General features: G+C 58.8%; 20 protein-coding genes. 6 read left to right on the top strand and 14 right to left on the bottom strand.

Annotated elements, in window-relative coordinates; all coding sequences use genetic code 11:
* Positions 1-12 precede the first annotated feature (12 nt).
* Positions 13-813 carry an N-acyl homoserine lactonase family protein gene (locus IB245_RS13295; protein WP_192227795.1) on the top strand — a complete coding sequence of 267 codons (801 nt, stop codon included), beginning with the start codon at positions 13-15 and terminating at the stop codon, positions 811-813.
* A gap of 111 nt (positions 814-924) precedes the next feature.
* Here IB245_RS13295 and IB245_RS13300 read toward each other — a convergent pair whose 3' ends face one another.
* The 5 genes from IB245_RS13300 to IB245_RS13320 form a co-directional block, all read right to left on the bottom strand.
* On the bottom strand, positions 925-2,355 hold the full coding sequence (locus IB245_RS13300; protein WP_008045179.1) for a PLP-dependent aminotransferase family protein: 1,431 nt from the start codon (positions 2,353-2,355) through the stop codon (positions 925-927).
* A gap of 221 nt (positions 2,356-2,576) precedes the next feature.
* Entirely contained in the window at positions 2,577-3,281 is a 705-nt protein-coding gene (locus tag IB245_RS13305) for a hypothetical protein (RefSeq protein ID WP_008025424.1), read from the bottom strand.
* A 166-nt stretch (positions 3,282-3,447) separates the two neighbouring features.
* Positions 3,448-3,948 (bottom strand): hypothetical protein, encoded by a 501-nt coding sequence (locus IB245_RS13310; protein ID WP_192227796.1) that lies wholly within the window; start codon positions 3,946-3,948, stop codon positions 3,448-3,450.
* Positions 3,949-4,000: 52 nt separating this feature from the next.
* Positions 4,001-5,518 (bottom strand): sensor histidine kinase, encoded by a 1,518-nt coding sequence (locus IB245_RS13315; protein ID WP_008036633.1) that lies wholly within the window; start codon positions 5,516-5,518, stop codon positions 4,001-4,003.
* Entirely contained in the window at positions 5,515-6,231 is a 717-nt protein-coding gene (locus IB245_RS13320; RefSeq protein WP_008025429.1) for a response regulator transcription factor, read from the bottom strand. The genes IB245_RS13315 and IB245_RS13320 overlap by 4 nt, the downstream gene beginning before the upstream one ends.
* A gap of 150 nt (positions 6,232-6,381) precedes the next feature.
* On the opposite strand from IB245_RS13320, the gene msrB reads away from it, so the two are divergent.
* The 3 genes from msrB to msrA are packed head-to-tail and all read left to right on the top strand — an operon-like array spanning position 6,382 to position 9,449.
* On the top strand, positions 6,382-6,900 hold the full coding sequence (gene msrB / locus IB245_RS13325) for a peptide-methionine (R)-S-oxide reductase MsrB (protein ID WP_192227797.1): 519 nt from the start codon (positions 6,382-6,384) through the stop codon (positions 6,898-6,900).
* A 34-nt stretch (positions 6,901-6,934) separates the two neighbouring features.
* Positions 6,935-8,710 (top strand): cytochrome c biogenesis protein DipZ, encoded by a 1,776-nt coding sequence (locus IB245_RS13330; protein ID WP_192227798.1) that lies wholly within the window; start codon positions 6,935-6,937, stop codon positions 8,708-8,710.
* Positions 8,711-8,741: 31 nt separating this feature from the next.
* On the top strand, positions 8,742-9,449 hold the full coding sequence (msrA, locus tag IB245_RS13335; protein WP_192227799.1) for a peptide-methionine (S)-S-oxide reductase MsrA: 708 nt from the start codon (positions 8,742-8,744) through the stop codon (positions 9,447-9,449).
* Between the two features lie 12 nt (positions 9,450-9,461).
* Here msrA and IB245_RS13340 read toward each other — a convergent pair whose 3' ends face one another.
* The 4 genes from IB245_RS13340 to IB245_RS13355 all read right to left on the bottom strand — a co-directional run bounded on the left by IB245_RS13340 (position 9,462) and on the right by IB245_RS13355 (position 12,939).
* Positions 9,462-9,854 carry a GNAT family N-acetyltransferase gene (locus IB245_RS13340; RefSeq protein WP_008025435.1) on the bottom strand — a complete coding sequence of 131 codons (393 nt, stop codon included), beginning with the start codon at positions 9,852-9,854 and terminating at the stop codon, positions 9,462-9,464.
* Between the two features lie 65 nt (positions 9,855-9,919).
* On the bottom strand, positions 9,920-10,870 hold the full coding sequence (locus IB245_RS13345; protein ID WP_192227800.1) for a phospholipase D family protein: 951 nt from the start codon (positions 10,868-10,870) through the stop codon (positions 9,920-9,922).
* Between the two features lie 78 nt (positions 10,871-10,948).
* Positions 10,949-11,968: a sensor domain-containing diguanylate cyclase gene (locus IB245_RS13350; RefSeq protein ID WP_192227801.1), complete on the bottom strand. Its 1,020-nt coding sequence runs from the start codon at positions 11,966-11,968 to the stop codon at positions 10,949-10,951.
* Positions 11,969-12,033: 65 nt separating this feature from the next.
* Positions 12,034-12,939, bottom strand: a complete 906-nt coding sequence (locus IB245_RS13355) for a LysR family transcriptional regulator (protein WP_008025440.1) — start codon at positions 12,937-12,939, stop codon at positions 12,034-12,036.
* A 102-nt stretch (positions 12,940-13,041) separates the two neighbouring features.
* On the opposite strand from IB245_RS13355, the gene IB245_RS13360 reads away from it, so the two are divergent.
* The gene (locus tag IB245_RS13360) at positions 13,042-14,217 is read left to right on the top strand and encodes an aspartate aminotransferase family protein (RefSeq protein ID WP_192227802.1); all 1,176 of its coding nucleotides are present in this window, start codon (positions 13,042-13,044) and stop codon (positions 14,215-14,217) included.
* A gap of 330 nt (positions 14,218-14,547) precedes the next feature.
* On the opposite strand, the gene IB245_RS13365 is transcribed toward IB245_RS13360, so the two are convergent.
* The 4 genes from IB245_RS13365 to IB245_RS13380 form a co-directional block, all read right to left on the bottom strand.
* On the bottom strand, positions 14,548-15,054 hold the full coding sequence (locus tag IB245_RS13365) for an adenylate kinase (protein WP_192227803.1): 507 nt from the start codon (positions 15,052-15,054) through the stop codon (positions 14,548-14,550).
* Positions 15,055-15,189: 135 nt separating this feature from the next.
* Entirely contained in the window at positions 15,190-17,112 is a 1,923-nt protein-coding gene (locus IB245_RS13370) for an alkaline phosphatase D family protein (protein WP_192227804.1), read from the bottom strand.
* Between the two features lie 83 nt (positions 17,113-17,195).
* Positions 17,196-17,579, bottom strand: a complete 384-nt coding sequence (locus tag IB245_RS13375) for a hypothetical protein (RefSeq protein WP_225609878.1) — start codon at positions 17,577-17,579, stop codon at positions 17,196-17,198.
* 35 nt (positions 17,580-17,614) lie between these two features.
* Positions 17,615-18,184, bottom strand: a complete 570-nt coding sequence (locus IB245_RS13380; protein WP_192227805.1) for an NAD(P)H-dependent oxidoreductase — start codon at positions 18,182-18,184, stop codon at positions 17,615-17,617.
* A 92-nt stretch (positions 18,185-18,276) separates the two neighbouring features.
* Here IB245_RS13380 and IB245_RS13385 point away from each other — a divergent pair, with 92 nt between their 5' ends.
* A complete protein-coding gene (locus IB245_RS13385) occupies positions 18,277-19,176 on the top strand; it encodes a LysR family transcriptional regulator (RefSeq protein ID WP_192227806.1) in 900 nt (299 codons plus the stop codon).
* Between the two features lie 215 nt (positions 19,177-19,391).
* On the opposite strand, the gene IB245_RS13390 is transcribed toward IB245_RS13385, so the two are convergent.
* Positions 19,392-20,183 (bottom strand): VacJ family lipoprotein, encoded by a 792-nt coding sequence (locus IB245_RS13390; RefSeq protein ID WP_192227807.1) that lies wholly within the window; start codon positions 20,181-20,183, stop codon positions 19,392-19,394.
* Positions 20,184-20,203 lie beyond the last annotated feature (20 nt).

The following is a 20,203-nucleotide window of genomic DNA, read 5'->3' on the forward strand; positions in this document are numbered from 1 at the left end:
CGGGAGGTGAATATGTCCGTTCCTGTGTACGAAGTGTTCGCCATCCGTGTCGGCGCCAATGCCCAGCGCACTGCCCGGGAGAACTTTCTTTACGACGCCTGCTGCGGTGATCCGAATGCGTCGATGCCGCTGGATTACTACTTCTGGGTCATTCGTAATGAGCAGCAGGTGATTGTGGTCGACACGTGCTTTCAACCCGCGACAGCGGATCGGCGCAACCGTCAGATGTATCGCCTGCCGGAAGATTCCCTACGTCAACTGGACATCGATCCGGCGCAGGTCGAGAACCTGATCCTCACCCATTTGCACTGGGACCACGCCGGCAACCTGGGGTTGTTTCCGAAAGCCACGGTGCATTTGCAGGAAGCGGAGCTGCGCTTCTGCACCGGTCCGAAAATGGCCCATCGCACGGTGAACAAAACCTACGAGGTCGAGGATGTGATGTCGGCGCTGCCACCGCTGTTCGAAGGCCGGTTGCGTTTGCATACCGGCACGGTCGAGGTGGTTCCCGGCGTGACGCTGCACCCGGTAGGCGGGCATACGCCGGGTAGCCAAGTGGTGCGGGTGAATACCGCACGAGGGTGGATTGTTCTTGCATCGGATGCGGCGCATTTGTGGGCGAACATTCGTCAGCGCAGTCCGTTCCCGATCATTGATGATCTGGCTCAGACGCTGGAAGCGTTTATCGAAATCGACCGTTTGGCCGACGGCGAAGACCACGTCATTCCCGGCCATGACCCGTTGATCGCCGAGCGCTTCCCGCATTGGAACGATGACCCGCACATCATTTGCCTGCACGAACTCCCGAATTGATGACACACCCTTGTAGGAGCGAGGCTTGCCCGCGAAGAACGATAACGCGGTTCTCCTGAATGACCGCGTTATCGTTCTTCGCGGGCAAGCCTCGCTCCTACAGGAAATACGTCAGCTCTGGTTTTTGAGGAGCTGGCCGAGGGTCGCCAGCGCCTCATCAATCTTCGGCGAATACGGCGCCCCACAACCGATCCGCACAAAGTGACTGAAGCGCTGGGCATTGGAAAAGATATCCCCAGGCAAAATCTGGATGCCCACCTTCAACGCCGCATGAAAAAACGCCATGGACGCCTGTTCAGCCGGCAGTTCCACCCACAACAACGTACCGCCCCGTGGATGGGTGATGCGGGTGCCCGGTGGAAAATAGCGAGTGATCGCCGCACTCATCTGTTGGCGCTGCTGTGTCAGCGTTTTCCTCAAGCGGCGCAGGTAACGTTCGTAGGACGGCGTCTTCATGAACGCGCTGACCGCCAGTTGCGACAACGCTTCACAACCTCGGGACTGCGTGTGTTTGAGCATTTCCACGCGGTCGTGCCATTGCCCGGCGCTGATCCAGCCCAGGCGTATGCCCGGTGCCAGCGTTTTGTTCAGCGACGCGCAGTAGATGACGTTGTCGGTGCGGTCCCAGTGTTTGAGCGTGGATAACGGCTGCTCGGTGTCCACCAGGTCGCCGTAGGTATCGTCTTCGATCAGCACGGTGCCGTGCTCGGCACACAATTGCACCAGCCGCGCCTTGTGGGTGTCGGGCATGATGCTGCCGAGCGGATTCTGCAGATTGGGAATGACGATCAGCGCCCGAATCCGTTCGGGGCCTTGCAACAGCTGTTCGAGCGCGAACAGATTGATGCCCGAATGGGCCGTTGCCGGGACTTCGAGCACTCGCAAGTTCAAACTTTCGAGAATTTGCAGCAGGCCGTAAAAGGTCGGGGATTCCACGGCCACGGTGTCGCCGGGGTGGGTCACCGCACGCAAGGCCAGGTTGATCGCTTCGGTCGCGCCGTTGGTGATCACCATTTTTTCGGCGCTCAGGTTGGCCTTTGCCGTCAACGCTCGCCGGGCAAGGATGTTGCGCAACTCGATGTTGCCGCAGGTCGGGCCTGTCGCACCCAGCAGTTTCTGATCCTGACGCAATGCCTTGCTCATATGGTCTTGCAGAATCTTCAACGGATAGAGTTCCGGCGCGCAGTAGGCGCTGGCGAAGTTGACCTTGACCGTCGCGCGTTGGCTGGCCTTGAGCACCGATGACACTTGCTCGTGAATGCCGAGATAGACCTCGGTATCAAGGGGTGCAGGCGTTGTGGTCACGACCGGTTTGGGCAAGGTGTCCGGCTGGCGAATGTAGTTGCCGGAACGCGGACGGGCTTCCAGGACGCCATAGTCCTCAAGCTCCCGGCACACCTGCACCGCGGTCGACAGGCTGACAGCGTGTTTTTCCATCATCAGCCGAATGGAGGGGAAGCGTTCCCCGGTTTTCAAGGTGCCGCTGCGGATCGCGTCGAGGTAGTGGTTGGCTAACTGACGATACAAGGGGGTCGGGTGCATGATGACCTCAGCAATCGCACCACTGAGGTCTTGGGCTGGAAAGAAAGTTGACGTTCCCCGCAGGCGGACCCGTGGTGCTCAAGGGTTAAGGGAAGTTTTTTTCTGGCGTCGATACACAGAGAGTAATCGCGCTTTTGCCGGAATCGCGGGCAATAAAAAGCCCCGCTCTAGGGCGGGGCTTTTAGGTCAGTGGCGCTTGAGGCGCTGCTGAGCGGGAAGTGTTACTGCGCGGCGATGCTGTAGCCATCGAACGCGGTTTGCTGCTGAAGCGCGGTGATGATGTTTTTGCGGTTAACGGCGTGTTCGGTTCCGCTACTGTCCAGGAACGATTCGCTTTCCAGCTCTGCTTCATCACCTTCGCCGACAAAGGTAAAGCCGAGGAACTCCAGGGCCTCACGGTCAACGTTCAGGCGCGAACGCGGAGTGCGCAGCGGTAGCGTGACGCTGATGCCGTCCTTGCTGATGGTGAACACTTCGACATCTTTCTTGGCGCGGGCCGTTTTGCTCTTGCCACTGGTTGGGTTGCTGATGGCCTGATGGGTCTGGTTCAGTACTTTCAGGGCCAGACCGTAGACGATCTCCTGAAACGCAGGATCGTCCTTGAAGCTGGAAAGGATCCGGCTGATCGAGAACTTGCTGCTCAGGTCTTCAAGGGCCGCGATATCGGCTGCCTCGGCGTCCTTGAGTTGCTTGAGTTCGCCCATCAATTCATAGGCTTTATCGTCGTCGAAGCGGTCGTGGGCCTGGCGAATCGCGGCGCGCAGCTCGCGGATCTGGTCACTTTCCCGGGTGGACTGGAAAGCGTCCAGCACCATCTCGGCGATGGTCTTGGCCTGGGGCACGTGCTGTGAAAGATTGATGGAGTTTTCGTATTCCGCTTTGGACGACAAGGTGACTACGGATTCAGCGGTATTGGAATCGGACATTGAAATTTCACTACTTCTTTAACTTGAATTGGGGCGAAAAAGCACAGGGCTTTTTCAGGCCGCCTAATCTATTGGACCTGCGCGGCGTTGTCACGGGTGAACAGGCGAGCGGGCAAAAGAACTGGATACCACCACCTTGTAGGAGCCAGCTTGCTGGCGATGGCTCCTACAGGATGGCGGGCTTCAGGGAGCGGAACGTTTGATAAAACCGGAATGAGCGTCCGCAGAACAAACCGCTCGAAAAGCCTGATGCACAGGCCTTGAGCAACACCATCGGCAGCGTCGCCGAGTGCTGAGGATCAACCTCGGCCTGATAGCCAAAGTAATAGTTAACAGCGAAAAACAGCAGGTAGAGCACCAGGGTTTTTGCCGTGCCCGGCACGATCAACCCGGTTTGCGTTTTATCCAGCTCGACACCCTTGCGCGAAAAAATCACCAGCGCGACGAAGCTACCCACGATCACCGCAGCCAGCCAGCAACTGATTGAGAGTGAGAAGTCGGGTGTCAGATTCAACGAATACAGCGACCAGCCCAACAAAATCGGCGGTGTGATCAGCAGTGAAAACTTGCTTTCACGGGTCGGGGACAGGGCTTTGATGCCGTAGTAACAGAGCAGCAGAAATACTGCATAAACCCACAGCGGGGTATTTTCCAGGGTGTTGAGCATCGAGCAGCGTCCTTGCCGAAAAGTGAAGTCGGGATCATAGCGGTTGCGGCGACTATTTCCCCGGTGAATTCAGATTCATCGACCGCACCGCCCATTGCTCTGCGGTTTGTTGATCAACCGGCAGTGTGAAGCGGAACGTTGCACCGCGGCCGGGCACGTCGATCAGCTGGATATCGCGACCGTGCAGTTGCAGGATCCGATGCACGATTCGCAGCCCGAGTCCGCCATCGCGCCGTGCCCCGCCAATGTTGAACGGGCGCAGGAACAACCCTTCGCGCAGTTCTGGCGCGATGCCGGGCCCGGTATCGCTGACGGTGACTTCGACGAAAGACCCTTGAGGGCGCAGGCTCAGTTCGACTTCCCCGCCTTGGGCGGTGTGGCGCAGAGCGTTGTCGAACAGATTGGTGAGCACGCGTTCAATCAGCCCCAGATCGGCGCAGGCGGCTGCAACGTTGGGGGCAAAGTTGGCTTTCAGTTCGACCTGACGCGCCTCGGCGGTCAGTTCGAACTTCTGGAAGATGTCCTGCACCAGGTCGGTCAGGGAGAAGCGCTCCAGCACCGGTTGCACAAAACCATGTTCCAGTCGAACCAGTTCCAGTAGCGATTGCGCCAGACCGCCGACCTTGCGGCTTTGATCCAGGGCGATGCCAAGGTAACGACGGCGGTCGGCGGGGGACAACGTGGCGTCCTTCATCGACAGGGTTTCCAGGTAACCGTGCAGCGAAGCCAAGGGCGTGCGCAAGTCGTGGGAAATGTTCGCCACCAGTTCGCGGCGCTCCTGATCCTGGCGAGTCAGCGAGCGCCATTGTTCACTGAGGCGCGCCTGCATTTGTCGGAAGGTGGCGTCGAGAATGGCAATTTCATCGTGGCTGGCGGTTTTTTCCACCGGCGCTGATTCAGGAGGCGTGGCCGGGACGCCATCGATGTCGAACTGGCTGACGGTTTCGGTCAGTCGGCGCAAAGGGCGAGTGATCAGTGCAAACGCGGTAAGACCGGCAATCAGGCAGAGCAATGCGACCAACCCGATCGATAACAAGGCGGTATTGAGCGCTGCACTGGTGGCGCCGCGTTCAGCCAGGCGATCGTGGTCCTCACCGAGCAGCACCACATAGAGATAACCGGCCGGCTTGCCGTCAACTTTCAGCGGTGCGGCGCTGAACACCTTGCGCGCATCGGCGCTACGCGGGTCGTCGCCGAGAATCGGCAGAGCATCGCCTTTGAGCAGGCGCTGGATCGGCGCGAGGTCGATCCGCTCCCGATGAATCCGGCCCTCGGGCGCGGCACTGCCGACAATCTTGCCCTCGGTGTCGAGCAGATAGACCTCGACACTGGGATTGACCAGCATCAGTTTGCTGAACAGGTCACGCACGGCATTGGGCATCAGGCCCTGGGTATCCATCAGCACGGTGTCACGGGCAATGTGTTGGGCCAGATCCCGCGACAGCCCTTGCACCACTTCCTGTTCATGCATCTGGTTGGAACGCACCTGCATCCATGCCGAGGTGCCGCAGCACACCAGCAACAGCACGGCGAACACCAGCGACAGCCGCTGGGTGAGGGTCAGCCTCATGGCTGTTCCTCCCTGGCCGCGAATTTGTAGCCACGGCCCCACACCGTGAGGATGCGCACCGGTTGTGCCGGGTCGGCCTCGATTTTCGCGCGCAGGCGGTTGATGTGGGTATTGACCGTGTGTTCGTAGCCTTCATGGCTGTAACCCCACACGGCATTGAGCAGGTCCATGCGCGAGAACACCTTGCCGGGCTGGCGGGCGAAGAAATACAACAGGTCGAACTCCCGTGGCGTGAGATCGAGGCGGCGACCGTCAAGGGACACATCGCGGGTGATCGGGTCGATGGCGAGCCCGTCCGTGATCAGGCTGCCGGCGTCCATTTTCAGGTTGCGGGCCATGGCGTCGACCCGCCGCAACAGCGCTTTGACCCGGGCGACCAGCTCGAGCATGGAAAAGGGTTTGGCCAGGTAATCGTCGGCACCGAGTTCCAGCCCCAGAATCCGGTGCACTTCACTTGAGCGCGCGCTGGTGATGATGATGGGTGTGTAGCGGGCCATGGCGCGGGCGCGCCGGCAGATTTCCAGGCCATCGACGCCCGGCAGCATCAGGTCGAGGATCAATGCATCCCAGCTCCCTTGCTGCAGCATTCGCATGCCTTCATCGCCATCGGCGCAGTGCACCACCTCGAACTGCTCATCACGAAGATGCAGGCAGATAAGGTCGGCGATATGCAGGTCGTCCTCGACCACGAGGACGCGTTTGGTCGGTTCCATCAAGCTCAATCCTTCGGCGCAATGAGCGCATTGTGCGGGTTTTCCGGGGCCAGAGTTATCACGAATTGTTTAACTTCCCGTGAGGATTTGGCGATCAACCCAAGCCTAGGCTGTGTTCCATGAAAGGCACTTTGGATTTTGGAGACGGCCATGTTTTCACGGCGACAATTTCTTGTAGCGAGCGGCGGGCTGGGGGTTGCAGCCCTGGCGATCGGTGTATTGCCAAAATTTGCTGCCAGCTCTGCGCTGGTCAGCGAGGCCAGCGCGGCGGAGGTTTTCGAGGTGACGCACACTGACAGTGAATGGCGTGCCCTGCTCAGTGACGAGCAGTACGAAATCCTGCGGGAAGAGGGCACTGAACGGGCTTACAGCAGCGCGCTGAACAATGAGCATCGTGATGGAACCTTTGCCTGTGCCGGTTGCGATCTGCCGCTGTTTTCCTCTGCAACCAAGTTCGACAGCCGCACCGGTTGGCCGAGTTTCTGGGCACCGCTGGACAAGGCGGTGGCGACCCGTCAGGACCGGTCCTTTGGTGTGTTGCGCGAAGAGGTTCACTGCCGACGTTGCGGCGGTCATCTGGGCCATGTCTTCGACGATGGGCCCAAACCTACCGGTCTGCGCTACTGCATGAACGGTCTGGCGATGACCTTCAAGCCACAGGCGGCTTGATTCCTTCTTCTCTCATTTCCTGCAGGTCGACGCTATGTGGCTTCTGGTCCTCGCCTATCTCGGTGGTGTGCTGACGATCGTCAGCCCGTGCATTCTGCCGGTGTTGCCGTTTGTCTTCGCTCGCACCGGGCAGCCGTTCATGAAGAGCAGCCTGCCGCTGCTGGCGGGCATGGCGCTGACCTTCGCGCTGGTCGCTTCATTGGCGGCAGTGGGCGGCGGTTGGGTGGTGCAACTCAATCAGTACGGACGCTGGCTCGCGTTGGTATTTGTCGCCCTGTTCGGGCTGACGCTGTTGCTGCCGCAGTTGGCCGAACGCTTGACGCGCCCGTTGGTGGCGGCTGGCAGTCGGTTGTCGGAGGCGGCGGGCGCAGATGCCCAGCCGCGTCCCGGCGCTTCGTTTCTGATCGGTGTTGCCACGGGGCTGCTCTGGGCTCCGTGTGCCGGGCCAATTCTGGGCCTGTTGTTAACCGGCGCCGCGCTGCAAGGGGCAAGTATCGCCACCACCCTGTTGCTGCTGGCCTACGCCGCTGGTGCCGCCACTTCCCTCGCGGTTGCGTTGCTGCTGGGCGGTAAGGTTTTCGCCGCAATGAAGCGTTCAATCGGTGCTGGCGAGTGGGTCCGTCGAGGTTTGGGCGCGGCCATGCTGGCGGGTGTGGCGGCGATTGCGCTGGGGCTTGATACCGGGATTCTGGCGCGTTTTTCCACGGCATCTACCGGTGGTATCGAGCAGGCGCTGGTGGGCCGTTTGGCCGGTAAGACACCGAACGGCAGCGGGGCGATGATGGCGAGGACCCCGGTTGCTGATGGTGCGATGAGCGTGGCTGACAAAGCGCCGGGCACATTGCCCATCGAAGGCAAGCTTCCATCGCTGGATGGCGCCGTGCAATGGCTCAACTCGCCACCACTCGATGCCCAGGCGCTGAAGGGCAAGGTAGTGCTGGTGGATTTCTGGACTTACTCCTGCATCAACTGCCTGCGCAGCTTGCCCTATGTAAAAGCCTGGGCTGAAAAATACCGCGATCAGGGGTTGGTGGTGATCGGCGTCCATGCACCCGAATTCGCCTTCGAGCGCAACGTAGGCAACGTCACCAAAGCCATGAAGGACCTGGGTATCAACTACCCGGTGGCCATCGATAACGAATTCAAGATCTGGCGAGCTTTCAACAATGAGTATTGGCCGGCCCACTATTTTGCCGACGCCCAGGGGCGCATTCGTTATCACCACTTTGGCGAAGGCGAGTACGCCGAGTCGGAGCGGGTGATCCAGCAATTGCTGCGTGAAGCGGGTGCCACCAAGGTGGATGACGGGTTGATCAATGCCAATGCCGAGGGTGTTCAACTCGCGCCAGACATGAACGAAGTGCAGTCGCCGGAAACCTATGTCGGCTACCAGCGCTCGGAGCATTTCGTCCCCGAAACCAGTCTGGTTCCCGACAAGTTGACGACCTACAACCCTCCGCCGCAACTGGCCCTGAATGACTGGAGCCTGGGTGGTCAGTGGACTGTCGGTCCGGAGCGGGCCACTTCAAGCGCGCCCGCCAGTCGCATTGTCTATCGCTTCCACGCACGTGATTTGCATCTGGTACTGGGTCCCGGCGCAGACGGCAGACCGGTGCGCTTCAAAGTGCTGATTGACGGAAAAGCCCCCGGCGATGCCCACGGTACAGACGTGGCGCCCGATGGCAGCGGTAGCGTCACCGAACAACGTTTGTATCAACTGGTGCGCCAGTCCGGCGCAGTAACGGATCGGACGTTCAGCATCGAATTTCTCGATCCGGGTGTCTCGGCATATGCCTTTACGTTCGGTTGATCGCCACCTCACTGATTCAGGAGTCCGCCTCATGAAAACCCTGTTCAACTTGCGTCGCACCCTGTTGGGACTGGCCGCCGCTGGCGTCATCGGCCAATGCTCTGCGTTCTCTTTCGGATCCACCGAAGACGCGGTCATCATCCCCGCACCCACACTCGACGAAATCACCCAGGCCCACAGCGAAACCGCCGTGTTCGCCGGCGGCTGCTTTTGGGGCGTCCAAGGTGTGTTTCAGCATGTCAAAGGCGTGAAGAAAGCCGTCTCCGGTTACGCGGGCGGGGCGGCCGACACCGCTCAATACGAGCGGGTCAGCGACGGCAATACCGGTCACGCGGAATCGGTCGAGGTGACCTTCGACCCCACTCAGGTCAGCTACGGCACCTTGTTGCAGATCTACTTCTCGGTGGCTCACAACCCGACCGAACTCAATCGTCAGGGACCTGACCACGGCACGCAGTATCGCTCGGCGATTTTTCCGGAAAACAGCGAGCAGCAACGTGTTGCCCAGGCCTACATTGCCCAGCTCGACGCTGCGAAATCGTTCAACAAACCGATCGTCACCAAACTGGAAACCTATAACGGTTTCTACCCGGCAGAAGAGGAACATCAGGACTTTCTGACTGAACACCCCACCTATCCGTACATCGTTATCAATGATCTACCGAAAGTGGCCCAGTTGAAGAAGTTGTTTCCGGAGCGGTATCAAGAGAAACCGGTGTTGGTGAAGGCGGGGATGTAACTGGCGGCTTGGTTACTTACGACGCGGACGCTCCATCGCGATGGTCGACGTTTCAAACCCCAGGCCCGAAAAGAAATCCGAAGCACCTTCGCGACCCGCTCGTAAAACCCAGGTGATCTCGTTGTTGTCACCCATGACATGCTCAACCAGAGCACGCCCGACACCTTTGAGTCGATGGTGCTCACATACGACAACCATCGACAGATAACCGTTGGACAGTCCATCGGTAATGCCTCGGGCGAACCCAATGATCCTGGAATCCTTCACTGCAATGGCTGTGCGTTGGGAGTTAGCGATCAGCAGAGCAAAATGATCAGACGAACCTGTGCGATGGGCCCATCCGTTCTTTGCGAGAAAAAGGCGAACAGATTCAACCGCTGCGGGTTTCAAGTCACAGATGTACATGGTGTCTCTCATGGTCGTTGGGTGATGCCTTGTCTGGCGCACATGACGATGGAAATAACTAATGTCTAGTCGTCACACATAAAGCTGGATATGTTGTCTCTGTTCAGCTTAGTAATACCTTGCTCGTACCAGTCTGAAAGGTGGATTTTAATTTGGCTTTTTCTATGTTTTATCGGGAAGGGGCGAAAGCGTTTTCCTTGTTTTAATGAGTAGATGTAATATGTCTTGCCGCTTTTTATGATTCGGTCAAAATTGTAAAAGTCAAGGTAGTGACCTTTGTTGCTGGTGCAGATAACGATGTCGCCCTCATTGTAGGGGCATCCGCTTGAAGCGTCATAACAGAAAAAGTCACGAATGCCCTTATGCTCAATGGTTGAAGTGTTTTCCTTTAGTACTTTCTGTGCGCGCTCTTTTGTCTTCTCGGTGTGATAGGTGTCCCATATAAAAATTGGCAGTGACTGGTTAGACTCATCCTTTAGCCAATCAGGACCGTCGGCGTATTGCATGCCTCTGGCTAAGGCCTTTTGCATCTTGTCGTGATTCGCTCTGTAAAGGTTTAAATGCCTGTTGAAGGTGTCCGTACGAGAATAAATAACGGCGGGTGATTTTTTGATTGTTGCAATTTCTTTTTTGTAGTTGTTGTGAAGCTCCTTGCTGGTAATAACTACACAAGTGTCGCGAAATAGACTGATTCCGGTGCTTGTAAAATTGGCACTTCCAATAATGACGGTCTTCGGGGCTATCAAGTACACCTTCCAATGGGTGCTTGCCTGATAACCAAAGTCTACAGAAAAGTTAAGCTTGTTATTTTTGATGTCTCTGCAGTGTTCAATGAAATCGGGGGAGGAGAATGAGTTGATTGTTCCGATAATAAGCTCAATGGAGTTTTCATTTTTTAGCATTGTGTCAATCAGGTTTTCTGTTTTGCTTGCAAAGGCACTAACTATTGTTATTTGTTTGTTGTGAATTTTTTCTAAATAAGCATTTAGATTGTTTTCGTTGTTCAGAATTTCCATAACAATGCTATTGCTCCATTTTTTGACTTGCTGAGGTTGTCACTACATCTTGAGGTGATCATGGATTAACCAATACCTTCACCCTGAAATCACATTCTTGCCCGCCACTTTCGACCGATACAACGCTTGATCAGCCCTGGCCAGCAGCCCGGTCTGTTGTTCTTCTTCAAAGCGTTGTACGACGCCAAAACTCATGGTGACTTGAAAGTCTCCCACTGGCAGCAAACTGGCGACGCTATGGCGGATTGTCTCCGCGAGGTTTCTGGCGTCGGCCAACGGGGTATCGGGAAGAATGATGATGAACTCGTCACCGCCCCAGCGCGCCAGCAAATCGCCGTCGCGTACGCAATGTTTCACGCTCTGGACTACCTGCACCAACGCGGCATCCCCCAAGGCATGACCGTAGTGATCGTTGATGTTCTTGAAGTCGTCGATGTCCATGGCAATCAGCGACAGCGACAGCGGCTGTCGGAAGCGCTGGGCGCGATCACATGCCTGAGGCAGGTCCTTGCTCAGGCGATGGCGATTGGCGATTGTGGTCAGTGCGTCGGTTTCCGCCAGTTTGCGGTTTTCTTCGAGCTGAATCTGCAGTTGCTGGTTGACCCGGGATAACTCGCGGGTGCGTTCTTCGACGATGGCTTCGAGGGATTTGTTCTTTCGTTCAAGCTCTTCGAACAAGCGCTTCTTGTCTTCGATGCTGCGGTGCGCACCGACCATGCGCGCCACCGAACCGTCGGCGTTGCGGGCGAGCACGTAGCCGCGGTCTTCGACCCAGGTATAGCTACCATCCTGCATGCGGCAGCGATACTCGGCCTGATAGCCGGGGGCCTGTTGGCTCAGGTAGGCGTCAAACAGGGCCATGACCCGTGGGTAATCCTCGGGATGCATCACCGATTCCCAGGTGAATACCGTGTTGTTGAGGGAATGAGGCGCATAGCCGAGCATTTCGTACCAGCCGCGGTTGCGGTAAACGAACCCGGTATTGGCGTTCCAGTCCCAGATGCCATCACTGACCAGTTCCAGGATGGTGTGCAGCATGTCTTCGTTCAAATCCGACAGATTGAACTTCAACGCTTCAATATCCGAGGCCCCATCCATCACTGCTCTCCCTGACCAAAGCGACCCGCCAGTCGAGGAGATTAGTCGATGGTGCATTCAACCGCCTAGTGCTTGCCCCACATCGCCATGGCGAAGTCGACGAAACGGCGTAATTTTGGCAAGCGGTAGCGATCCTGAGCGTACATCAGGCTCATTGGCCGGCTCGGCGGCGGGTAATTCGGCATCAAGGCCACCAGTGTTCCGTCCTTGAGGTCTTGTTCTACCAAGGCGTCGGGTAACAGCACGATGCCCATGCCGGTGCGTGCCGCCTGATGCAAACCGGCGGAGCTGTTGATCAGCATCGGTCCACTGACCGCCACCGCTACCTCGCCTTCGGCCCCGCTCAGACGCCATTCCTTTTCCACCGATTGCCAGTCATCACCGGCCGGGTAGGCGAAGGACAGGCAGTCGTGGTGTCGCAGGTCATCAGGTTTTTCCGGGTTGCCGCGACGCGCCAGGTAGATCGGCGATGCGCACATGGTCAGGGTGTAGTCCACCAGTGGACGGGCAATCAGGTTGGTCTGTTCCATGTTGCCCAGGCGAAACGCTACGTCGATGCCGTTTTCAAGCAGGTCCGGGCGGCGGTTGGTGAGGACCACATCCAGTTTGACGCGTGGGCACAGCAGGGCGAATTCGCTGAGCGCCGGTGCCAGTTTTTCCGTGCCGAAGGTTAACGGTGCGGTAATGCGCAGGGTGCCGCTCGGCTCGTCGAGGGCCTGCTCGGCGAGGCGTTCGGATTCGGCCACCAGTCCCAGCACTTCCAGGCAGCGTTGATAGTACGCGGTGCCAAATTCCGTCAGCCGCTGGCGCCGGGTCGTACGGTTGAGCAAGCGCACACCCAGACGCTGCTCCAGTGCCCGCAGGTGATTGCCCACCATGGTGGTGGACATTTCGCACTGAAAAGCGGCGGCGGTCATGCTGCCGGATTCCACCACCCTTACGTACACGGTCATTGCCTGGAACAAATCCATTATCAAGCCCGACTTTAAAATGATTGAAGTATTGCAGCGTTTATCCAGCTCAGGTGGCTAACCATACTGCAAAAACACCGACCATTGATGGAGTTTGATGTCATGACCGCCGCCTGCCTGATGAGTACTTACCAACCGCTGGCACTGAGTTTCAGTAAAGGCCTGGGCACACGCCTGTGGGATCAGGCCGGTCGTGAATACCTGGACGCGGTGGCGGGCGTGGCGGTGACCAACGTTGGGCACTCTCATCCTAAAATCGTCTCGGCGATCAGCGAACAGGCCGGCCTGCTGCTGCACACCTCCAACCTCTACAGCATCGACTGGCAACAGCGGCTGGCGCAGAAACTGACGCGGCTGGCGGACATGGAGCGGGCGTTCTTCAATAACTCCGGTGCCGAAGCCAACGAGACTGCGCTGAAACTGGCGCGGCTGCATGGCTGGCACAAAGGCATCGAACAGCCCTTGGTGGTCGTCATGGAAAACGCGTTCCATGGCCGGACGCTCGGCACGCTGTCCGCCAGCGATGGCCCGGCCGTGCGCCTGGGGTTCAATGAACTGCCGGGTGATTTCGTCAAAGTGCCGTTCGGCGACCTCAAGGCGCTGGACAAGGTCCAGCAGGCCCACGGCGCAAGAATCGTGGCAATCCTGATGGAGCCGATCCAGGGTGAAAGCGGCGTGCAACTGGCCCCGCCCGGTTACCTCAAGGCCGTGCGCGACCTGTGCAATCGGCGTGGCTGGCTGATGATGCTCGACGAAATCCAGACCGGCATCGGCCGCACCGGCCAGTGGTTTGCGTTCCAGCACGAAGGCATCGTTCCGGACGTCATGACTTTGGCCAAAGGCCTCGGTAACGGCGTCCCCATCGGCGCCTGCCTGGCCCGGGGCAAAGCCGCCGACCTGTTCACCCCCGGCAGCCACGGCAGTACGTTCGGCGGTAATCCACTGGCCTGCCGCGTCGGTTGCACCGTGCTGGACATCATCGAAGAACAGGGCCTGCTGGAAAACGCCAAAATACAGGGCGAACGCTTGCTCGCGAGATTGCGCAACGAGTTGGCCGATGACCCGAACGTGCTGGAGATTCGTGGCCAGGGCCTGATGATCGGCATCGAACTCAAGCAACCGATTCGCGACCTGACCCTGATCGCCGCCCGGGATCACGCCTTGCTGATCAACGTGACACGGGGCAAGACCATCCGCCTGCTGCCACCGCTGACGATTGATGAGCGCGAGGTGGAGATGATTGTCAGAGGGGTTGGTCGGGCGGTGAAGGTGAACTGACCTATTGAGTGCCGATTCAAACCTGTCGGAGCTGCCCGGCTTGCGGTAGCTCCAACAGGATCGGTGTCCCCGTTTCTGGATCTGGCGTAGCGGTTTTGATGTTCGCTGATCGCAAACTCGTGATTGATCTGAGCAGGCGTTTCGCGTTGGCTTTCGAGTTCAAAAGATAGGCGGTTTCATCGTCTGCATTGGCGTCGGCCGAAACGTTCCCCACGTGGTGTTTGCGAGATTCCTGGATGGTTCGCATGTATCCCTCCGCACTTGATAGACGCTCAGTGTGCATCGGCTGATCAAAAGACGTTTCCGTGATCGATGTAATCCCTATCCGATTTAAAAGCCATCCCTTTTCCGGTTACTCACGAATGCCGTGATCTCGGAGCGATTCATCAGTTTGATTTTTGAATCGGCGAACCCTTCGAACAACTGCCGATGCGCGGCAAACCCACTTGAACCCTCGCGAGCACGATAACTGCCAGCCCAGTCGAGCAAGGCGATCAGCCTCTCGTCCTGCTCATCCCGATTAGCCTCACGCAAACGAATATTGGCGACGCATTCATCATCGTCAATACACAGCCAGATCAACGCCGTGGCCCTGTGGATAAGTTCGCTGACGATCCAGCCGTAGACACCTTCGATCACCCAGCGCTCTTCATCTGCTGCGATCCGCGCCATGCCCAGGGCTTTGGCGCGGGGGCGGGCGATGCTGTGTTCGTCGGACAGCCAGTGAAGGGCGTCCAGATCAACCCAGGGTATTTGCAGTTGGCTGGCCAATTGCTCGGCCAGCCAGCTTTTGCCGGAACCGGAGTTGCCGATGATCAGCGTTCGAGTGAGGTCCATAGTAAATGGTCTGCGTTAAACCATTGTGGGAGCGAGACCGGCTTGCCGGCGAAAGCGGTGTGTCAGTCAAAGTTATGCCGACTGACACACCGCCATCGCGAGCAGGCTCGCTCCCACAGGGTTGAGCGTTTACCGTCAATCCTCAGCCTCAGGCGCCACCATCCGCGTCTTCGGCGAGCCATCCGAATTGTGCTGGTAAATCGCCTGCGGCTGTCCTTTTTCATTAAAGAACACCTGCCCGATCCCCGCCGAATTCCACAACCGCTCACCCGCCTCGGCATGCTCCGGAACATGCGGCACGATGCGCATCCGTCGGCGCTTGGTCAGCCAGTTCAGTGGTGAACGTGGCGAATAGAGCCAGCGGTTGAGGCGGTCGAACCATTCCAGCAGCGTCGGCGGAAATTCGTTCTTGATGCCGCTGCTGGTGATCTGCCAGATCCTGGGGCCCGCCTTGCGGTGTCGGATCAGCACTTCGTAGACGAAGGAATAATGCACATCGCCTGACAGCACCACGTAGTTACCCGGTGTACGCGAGTGTCGGAAAATGTTCAGGATCACCTGCGCCGCGCCGCGATGGGCCATCCAGTTTTCGGCGTCCACCAGCAGCGGATAACCGAACCAGCTGAACACCCGTTGCACCGTTTCGATCAGCTTCACACCGAACACCGGCGCGGGCGAAACGATGATCGCCGACGGGTGATCCAGCAGTTCCTGTTGCAGTTCGCAGAGGGCTTCCCAGTCCAATAGACCCGAGGGTTGCTTGAGCGTCATCTCGCTGCGCCAGCGCCGGGTGCGGGTGTCGAGCACCACCATCGCGGGGCTGGTGGGCAGCACGTAATGCCAGTGCTGAAACTTCAGCAGCTCATCGATCAAGGCGTCCTGCACCGGGCTGTCGAGATAGCCGTCCTCCCCGGTCGCACTGAAACCATCGGTCTTCGCCAGCACCGCGCCGAACGCATCCGGGTTGTTGCCCCAGCCCTGGCACAACATGTAAGCAATCAGCGCGTTGCCGATGATGCGCTTGGAGAATGGATGGCCGTAGGCCGTTTCCTCCCATTGCGCGGAAAGATTCCAGTCATCGGTAATATCGTGGTCGTCGAAGATCATCAGGCACGGCAGATGCGCGAAGGCCCGTGCGACACCGCCCAGGCCAGCCTTGAAGGTATCGATGCGCGTCTGCTCCAGCGCATAACGCTCGCGCCGTTCGGGAATCAACTTCGGCGGTTTGGGCGTGATCAGCGTCCAGGGTGTCGGCGACCACACCAGCAGGTACATGGCCATGACTTCGGCGAAGGTCACCAGATGATTGTCGGCACTGCTGCTGGTGAAAATCGGCTTGCGCGCCCCGCCGAAAAATCGCTCGCGCAGGGTTTCATTGCTTTGCAGCGCCGGTAACAAATCCGCACGGTGGTAGTAGCTGGCCGCATGCTCATAGAGCTTGGCGCTGTCGCTGACTACGGCGCCTTCGAGGTGTTCGCCGAATAATCCCAGCCGTGCGATCAAGGCATGAATGGCCCTCAGCATCGGCCCGGCGACATCGTCGGCGTACACCTGGTCGCCACTCATCATCAGCAACGCCGGGCGCTCAGTGGCCTCGTGTTCCGAGGCCAGCAAATGATCGACACAGAGCAAGCCGTCGGCGGCGGGATGATGAGGTTTGCGGCAAGAGCCATGCAGCAGTTGGTCGATCCGCGAGCGCAAAACAAAATTCGGGCAGCGTGCTTCGCCATACAACAGATGCGGCGCCCATTCGGCGATGCCCGTCATCGCGTCATCAATCAGCAGGTCGTATTCGATCAGCGTGTCACAGGGCAGGGCGTTGTCGAGCGGCACATCGATCAAGTGAATAAAGGCATGCGTTCCGACGGGAATGATCGTGCATTGCCCGGCGTCGAGGCGGATGTCGCCAACATCTTGCAGGCGCAACGTCAGCGACAACGCCCGCGTGCCCACGAGCCACAGCACCAGCCGTGAAGGCTCCAGGCGCCGCAACAGCGGCCCGACCAGAACCGGTGGCAGTGGGGTGCAGTGGTCAGGCAGTGGCAGTGATTCGGACATCCGGGTTCAAGACTCTTGGCGCACAGGCCGGCGATGATAACGCAGACCTCTGCCTGAACTTCATCAATTGCCAGGGGTAACGTTTACTTGGGGGGGAAGGTCGTTACCCACAGCAACAGCGTGAAAAATGCCGCCACCACACTGCAGGCCCCGGCGATAAAATGACGGCCGACCGGATGTTCGCCTTCCTTGAATCGGGCGATGACGAAGAGCCACGTCCCGATGAATACTCCGATGAACGCCATCAACGAATAAAGAAAATACGTCGGGCCCCGTGTTCCAGCCTGTTCGGGGGCCATAAAGATCAGCACGACCACACCCACAAGGATACTGGCCAGGGCACCTGCCAGGTTGGCCAGCCACAGATTGACGCTGCCACGATTCCTCACGATCCAATGCCATATCCCCGCTGATGCAGCGAGGAACACCAAAATGCCGAGGGGTACCATTGATTCTTCCTTGTTCATGGGGCGGGAGAGACGATGGCGTGCACGATATCAAATCAATGGCTTTGAGCTGAAGAGCGTCGTGGGTTGTGTTGAAACTGCTCAATCCTGGCCCGGTATTCAGTGGCGATGACATTCAACTCCGACCCCGGCAGCTTGTTGGCCCGATACACCAGAAACGGCTCGCTCCACGCCCATTGGCAGCGATGCGCAGTCGCCCGCAACGGTTGCAGCAATTGCTCAAGGGGAAACAGGTTAGCGCCGGTTTCACTGTAGGCCTCGGGCGTATTGCCCGCCGTCGCCACAATCATGATCGGCAGCCCCTCAAGCCTGGAACCCTGCGCTTCATATGCGATGTAGTACATCTGCGTCAGCACGCGGTCCTGCCAGTTTTTCAGCAACGCCGGGGTCGAGTACCACTGCACCGGAAATTGCAGCACCAGCCGCTTTGCCGACAACAAGCGCTGCACCTCCACGGCGGTGTCGACTTCATCGGTCGGGTAAAGCCCATACAGATCGACGATGGAGACGCCCGGCAGATCCTTCACCGCATCAAGCAAGGCGCGGTTGGCGTGTGAACGTCCCAGATCCGGGTGAAAACTCATAATCAGCGTGGTGTCGTTCATGGGATTACCCGGTTCAAGTGAAGGGAGCCACAGCGTGCCAGCGTGCTATAAATTGCTCCAATGGATGGTTTGTCTAATTAGGTATTGATTCAATGAATCTACGTTCGGTGGACCTCAATCTGTTGACCGTGCTCAATGCGTTGCTCGACGAAGCCCACGTCTCCCGCGCCGCAGAGCGTGTCGGCCTGTCGCAACCGGCGGCCTCCAATGCGCTGGAGCGTTGCCGGCATCTGTTCCAGGATCGCCTGCTCGAACGCGTACCGGGCGGCATGCAACTGACCCCCAAGGCGCAGGCCTTGCGCGGTCCGTTGAAGCAGATTCTGGGCTCGGTCAGCACGCTGGTCGGCGCTGCCAGTGCCGACCTGAGCACCCTGCGCCAAACCGTGCGCATCGTCATGGCCGACTTCCCGGCGATCATCGTCGCGCAACAGTTGCACCAGCGACTGGCCGAGTTGGCACCGGGCATCGACCTGGTGATTCAACCCTGGCAGGGCGGCGAAGCGGCTCAGGAAAGTTTGAGTCGCGGCCAAAGCGATCTGGCCATGTCGGTCTTCCCGCCCCTCGGACCGGACTACACCCGCCGCCTGCTGTTGCACGAGCATTTCGTGGTGGCGATGCGCGCCGGGCATCCTGCAATTGCAGACTTCGATCTCGACCGCTGGCTGAGTTATCCACATGTGCTGGTGTCTGGCCGGGGCGCAACCTGGGGCCCGCTCGATGAATTGTTGAAAGGGAGGGGGCTGGCGCGACGGGTCGGGATCGTCGTGCCGAGCTTTGTCATGGTTCCGGATCTGCTGTTGGGCTCGGACCTGATTGCGATGTTGCCCAGCCAGTGCTTGTCGATGCCGATGGCCAAGACGCTGCACGCCGTGCAGCCGCCGATTGAGGTTGAGGGATTTGCGGTGCATCTGGCCTGGCATAAACGCCGCGATGAGGACGCGGCGGTGCAGTGCGTAGCGCGGGTGTTGGAGGAAGTGATCGCTGCTCACTGACATCCGCCTCACCGTTGGCGACCAGCCAGCGAAACAGCTCGCTCACCGACACCGTGTGACTGCGCTCGATCCAGCGCACCAGCGCCGGGCCGTAGTGTTCGGTGTAGCGGGTGAGCACCAGTTGGCGACAGTCTGCGGACAGGCGCAGGGTGATTTCCCGGCAGTGCAGATTCGCCTCGTCGTCGTGGGTCACGCGGTGTTGAAGAATCAGGCCTTCAGAAACCATCGGCCGGTGCTCCTGTGCATTGTGGTTGAGTGTTCTTCGGCGAGCCTTGTTTGCCCTCGACCACGAAAGCGGCGCGATGCTCGGCCACCACGTTGCGCAATGCGCTGTAATAGTCCGGCAGTTTTTGCAGGCTGTCGGTCAGCGGCAAGACTTCGGCTCGGTCATCGACGATGTCGCCGACGGTGTTGATCGTTGAGAGCGTGTCCACGGTATCGCTGTTGTCGCCGAACGGATCGACCACGAAACTCAGCACACGCCCGGCCGCATCGCGGCTGTTGGACGTGCCGAGCAACGGCAGTTCGACGATTGGCCCGTCGCCGATGCCCCACACGCCGAAGGTCTGGCCGAAGTCGGCTTTATGACGGGGAATACCGGCCATGCCGGAGACGTCGATCAACCCCACCACGCCCACCGTGGTATTCAACGCGAACCGCCCCAGCGTATTGACCGAACGCATCGGGTTGCCTTGCAGCAGGTCATTGATAAACACCTTGGGCTCGCCGAAGTTCGCCACGAAGTTATGCACACCCGTCTGGAAAAAGTCCGGCGTGTGGCGATAGCCGCGAGCGACCGGCGCCAGGGCGTAGTCATCCACCGCCCGGTTAAACGCGAAGACCCCGCGATTGAGCGGTTCCGCCGGGTCGTACACCGAATAGGCGATGTCGGCGCAGCTCACTTCGGCGCTGGACGACGGCTGGCTGCTGCAGCCCGCCAACCCGGCGGCCAGCACGGCAATCGAGGTGTTGCGGGCCAGCCAGGGAGCACATTTGAAAGGCAACATGGACGCGAGTCTCGGGAGGA

Origin of the sequence: Pseudomonas sp. PDM02, from assembly GCF_014852285.1 — a bacterium.
GTDB lineage: Bacteria > Pseudomonadota > Gammaproteobacteria > Pseudomonadales > Pseudomonadaceae > Aquipseudomonas > Aquipseudomonas migulae.

Bases quoted from the DNA above. Each gene is read 5' to 3' on its own strand.
- IB245_RS13295 (WP_192227795.1), top strand. From the start codon at position 13: ATGTCCGTTCCTGTGTACGAAGTGTTCGCCATCCGTGTCGGCGCCAAT.
- IB245_RS13300 (WP_008045179.1), bottom strand. From the start codon at position 2,355: ATGCACCCGACCCCCTTGTATCGTCAGTTAGCCAACCACTACCTCGAC.
- IB245_RS13305 (WP_008025424.1), bottom strand. From the start codon at position 3,281: ATGTCCGATTCCAATACCGCTGAATCCGTAGTCACCTTGTCGTCCAAA.
- IB245_RS13310 (WP_192227796.1), bottom strand. From the start codon at position 3,948: ATGCTCAACACCCTGGAAAATACCCCGCTGTGGGTTTATGCAGTATTT.
- IB245_RS13315 (WP_008036633.1), bottom strand. From the start codon at position 5,518: ATGAGGCTGACCCTCACCCAGCGGCTGTCGCTGGTGTTCGCCGTGCTG.
- IB245_RS13320 (WP_008025429.1), bottom strand. From the start codon at position 6,231: ATGGAACCGACCAAACGCGTCCTCGTGGTCGAGGACGACCTGCATATC.
- msrB (WP_192227797.1), top strand. From the start codon at position 6,382: ATGTTTTCACGGCGACAATTTCTTGTAGCGAGCGGCGGGCTGGGGGTT.
- IB245_RS13330 (WP_192227798.1), top strand. From the start codon at position 6,935: ATGTGGCTTCTGGTCCTCGCCTATCTCGGTGGTGTGCTGACGATCGTC.
- msrA (WP_192227799.1), top strand. From the start codon at position 8,742: ATGAAAACCCTGTTCAACTTGCGTCGCACCCTGTTGGGACTGGCCGCC.
- IB245_RS13340 (WP_008025435.1), bottom strand. From the start codon at position 9,854: ATGTACATCTGTGACTTGAAACCCGCAGCGGTTGAATCTGTTCGCCTT.
- IB245_RS13345 (WP_192227800.1), bottom strand. From the start codon at position 10,870: ATGGAAATTCTGAACAACGAAAACAATCTAAATGCTTATTTAGAAAAA.
- IB245_RS13350 (WP_192227801.1), bottom strand. From the start codon at position 11,968: ATGGATGGGGCCTCGGATATTGAAGCGTTGAAGTTCAATCTGTCGGAT.
- IB245_RS13355 (WP_008025440.1), bottom strand. From the start codon at position 12,939: ATGGATTTGTTCCAGGCAATGACCGTGTACGTAAGGGTGGTGGAATCC.
- IB245_RS13360 (WP_192227802.1), top strand. From the start codon at position 13,042: ATGACCGCCGCCTGCCTGATGAGTACTTACCAACCGCTGGCACTGAGT.
- IB245_RS13365 (WP_192227803.1), bottom strand. From the start codon at position 15,054: ATGGACCTCACTCGAACGCTGATCATCGGCAACTCCGGTTCCGGCAAA.
- IB245_RS13370 (WP_192227804.1), bottom strand. From the start codon at position 17,112: ATGTCCGAATCACTGCCACTGCCTGACCACTGCACCCCACTGCCACCG.
- IB245_RS13375 (WP_225609878.1), bottom strand. From the start codon at position 17,579: ATGAACAAGGAAGAATCAATGGTACCCCTCGGCATTTTGGTGTTCCTC.
- IB245_RS13380 (WP_192227805.1), bottom strand. From the start codon at position 18,184: ATGAACGACACCACGCTGATTATGAGTTTTCACCCGGATCTGGGACGT.
- IB245_RS13385 (WP_192227806.1), top strand. From the start codon at position 18,277: ATGAATCTACGTTCGGTGGACCTCAATCTGTTGACCGTGCTCAATGCG.
- IB245_RS13390 (WP_192227807.1), bottom strand. From the start codon at position 20,183: ATGTTGCCTTTCAAATGTGCTCCCTGGCTGGCCCGCAACACCTCGATT.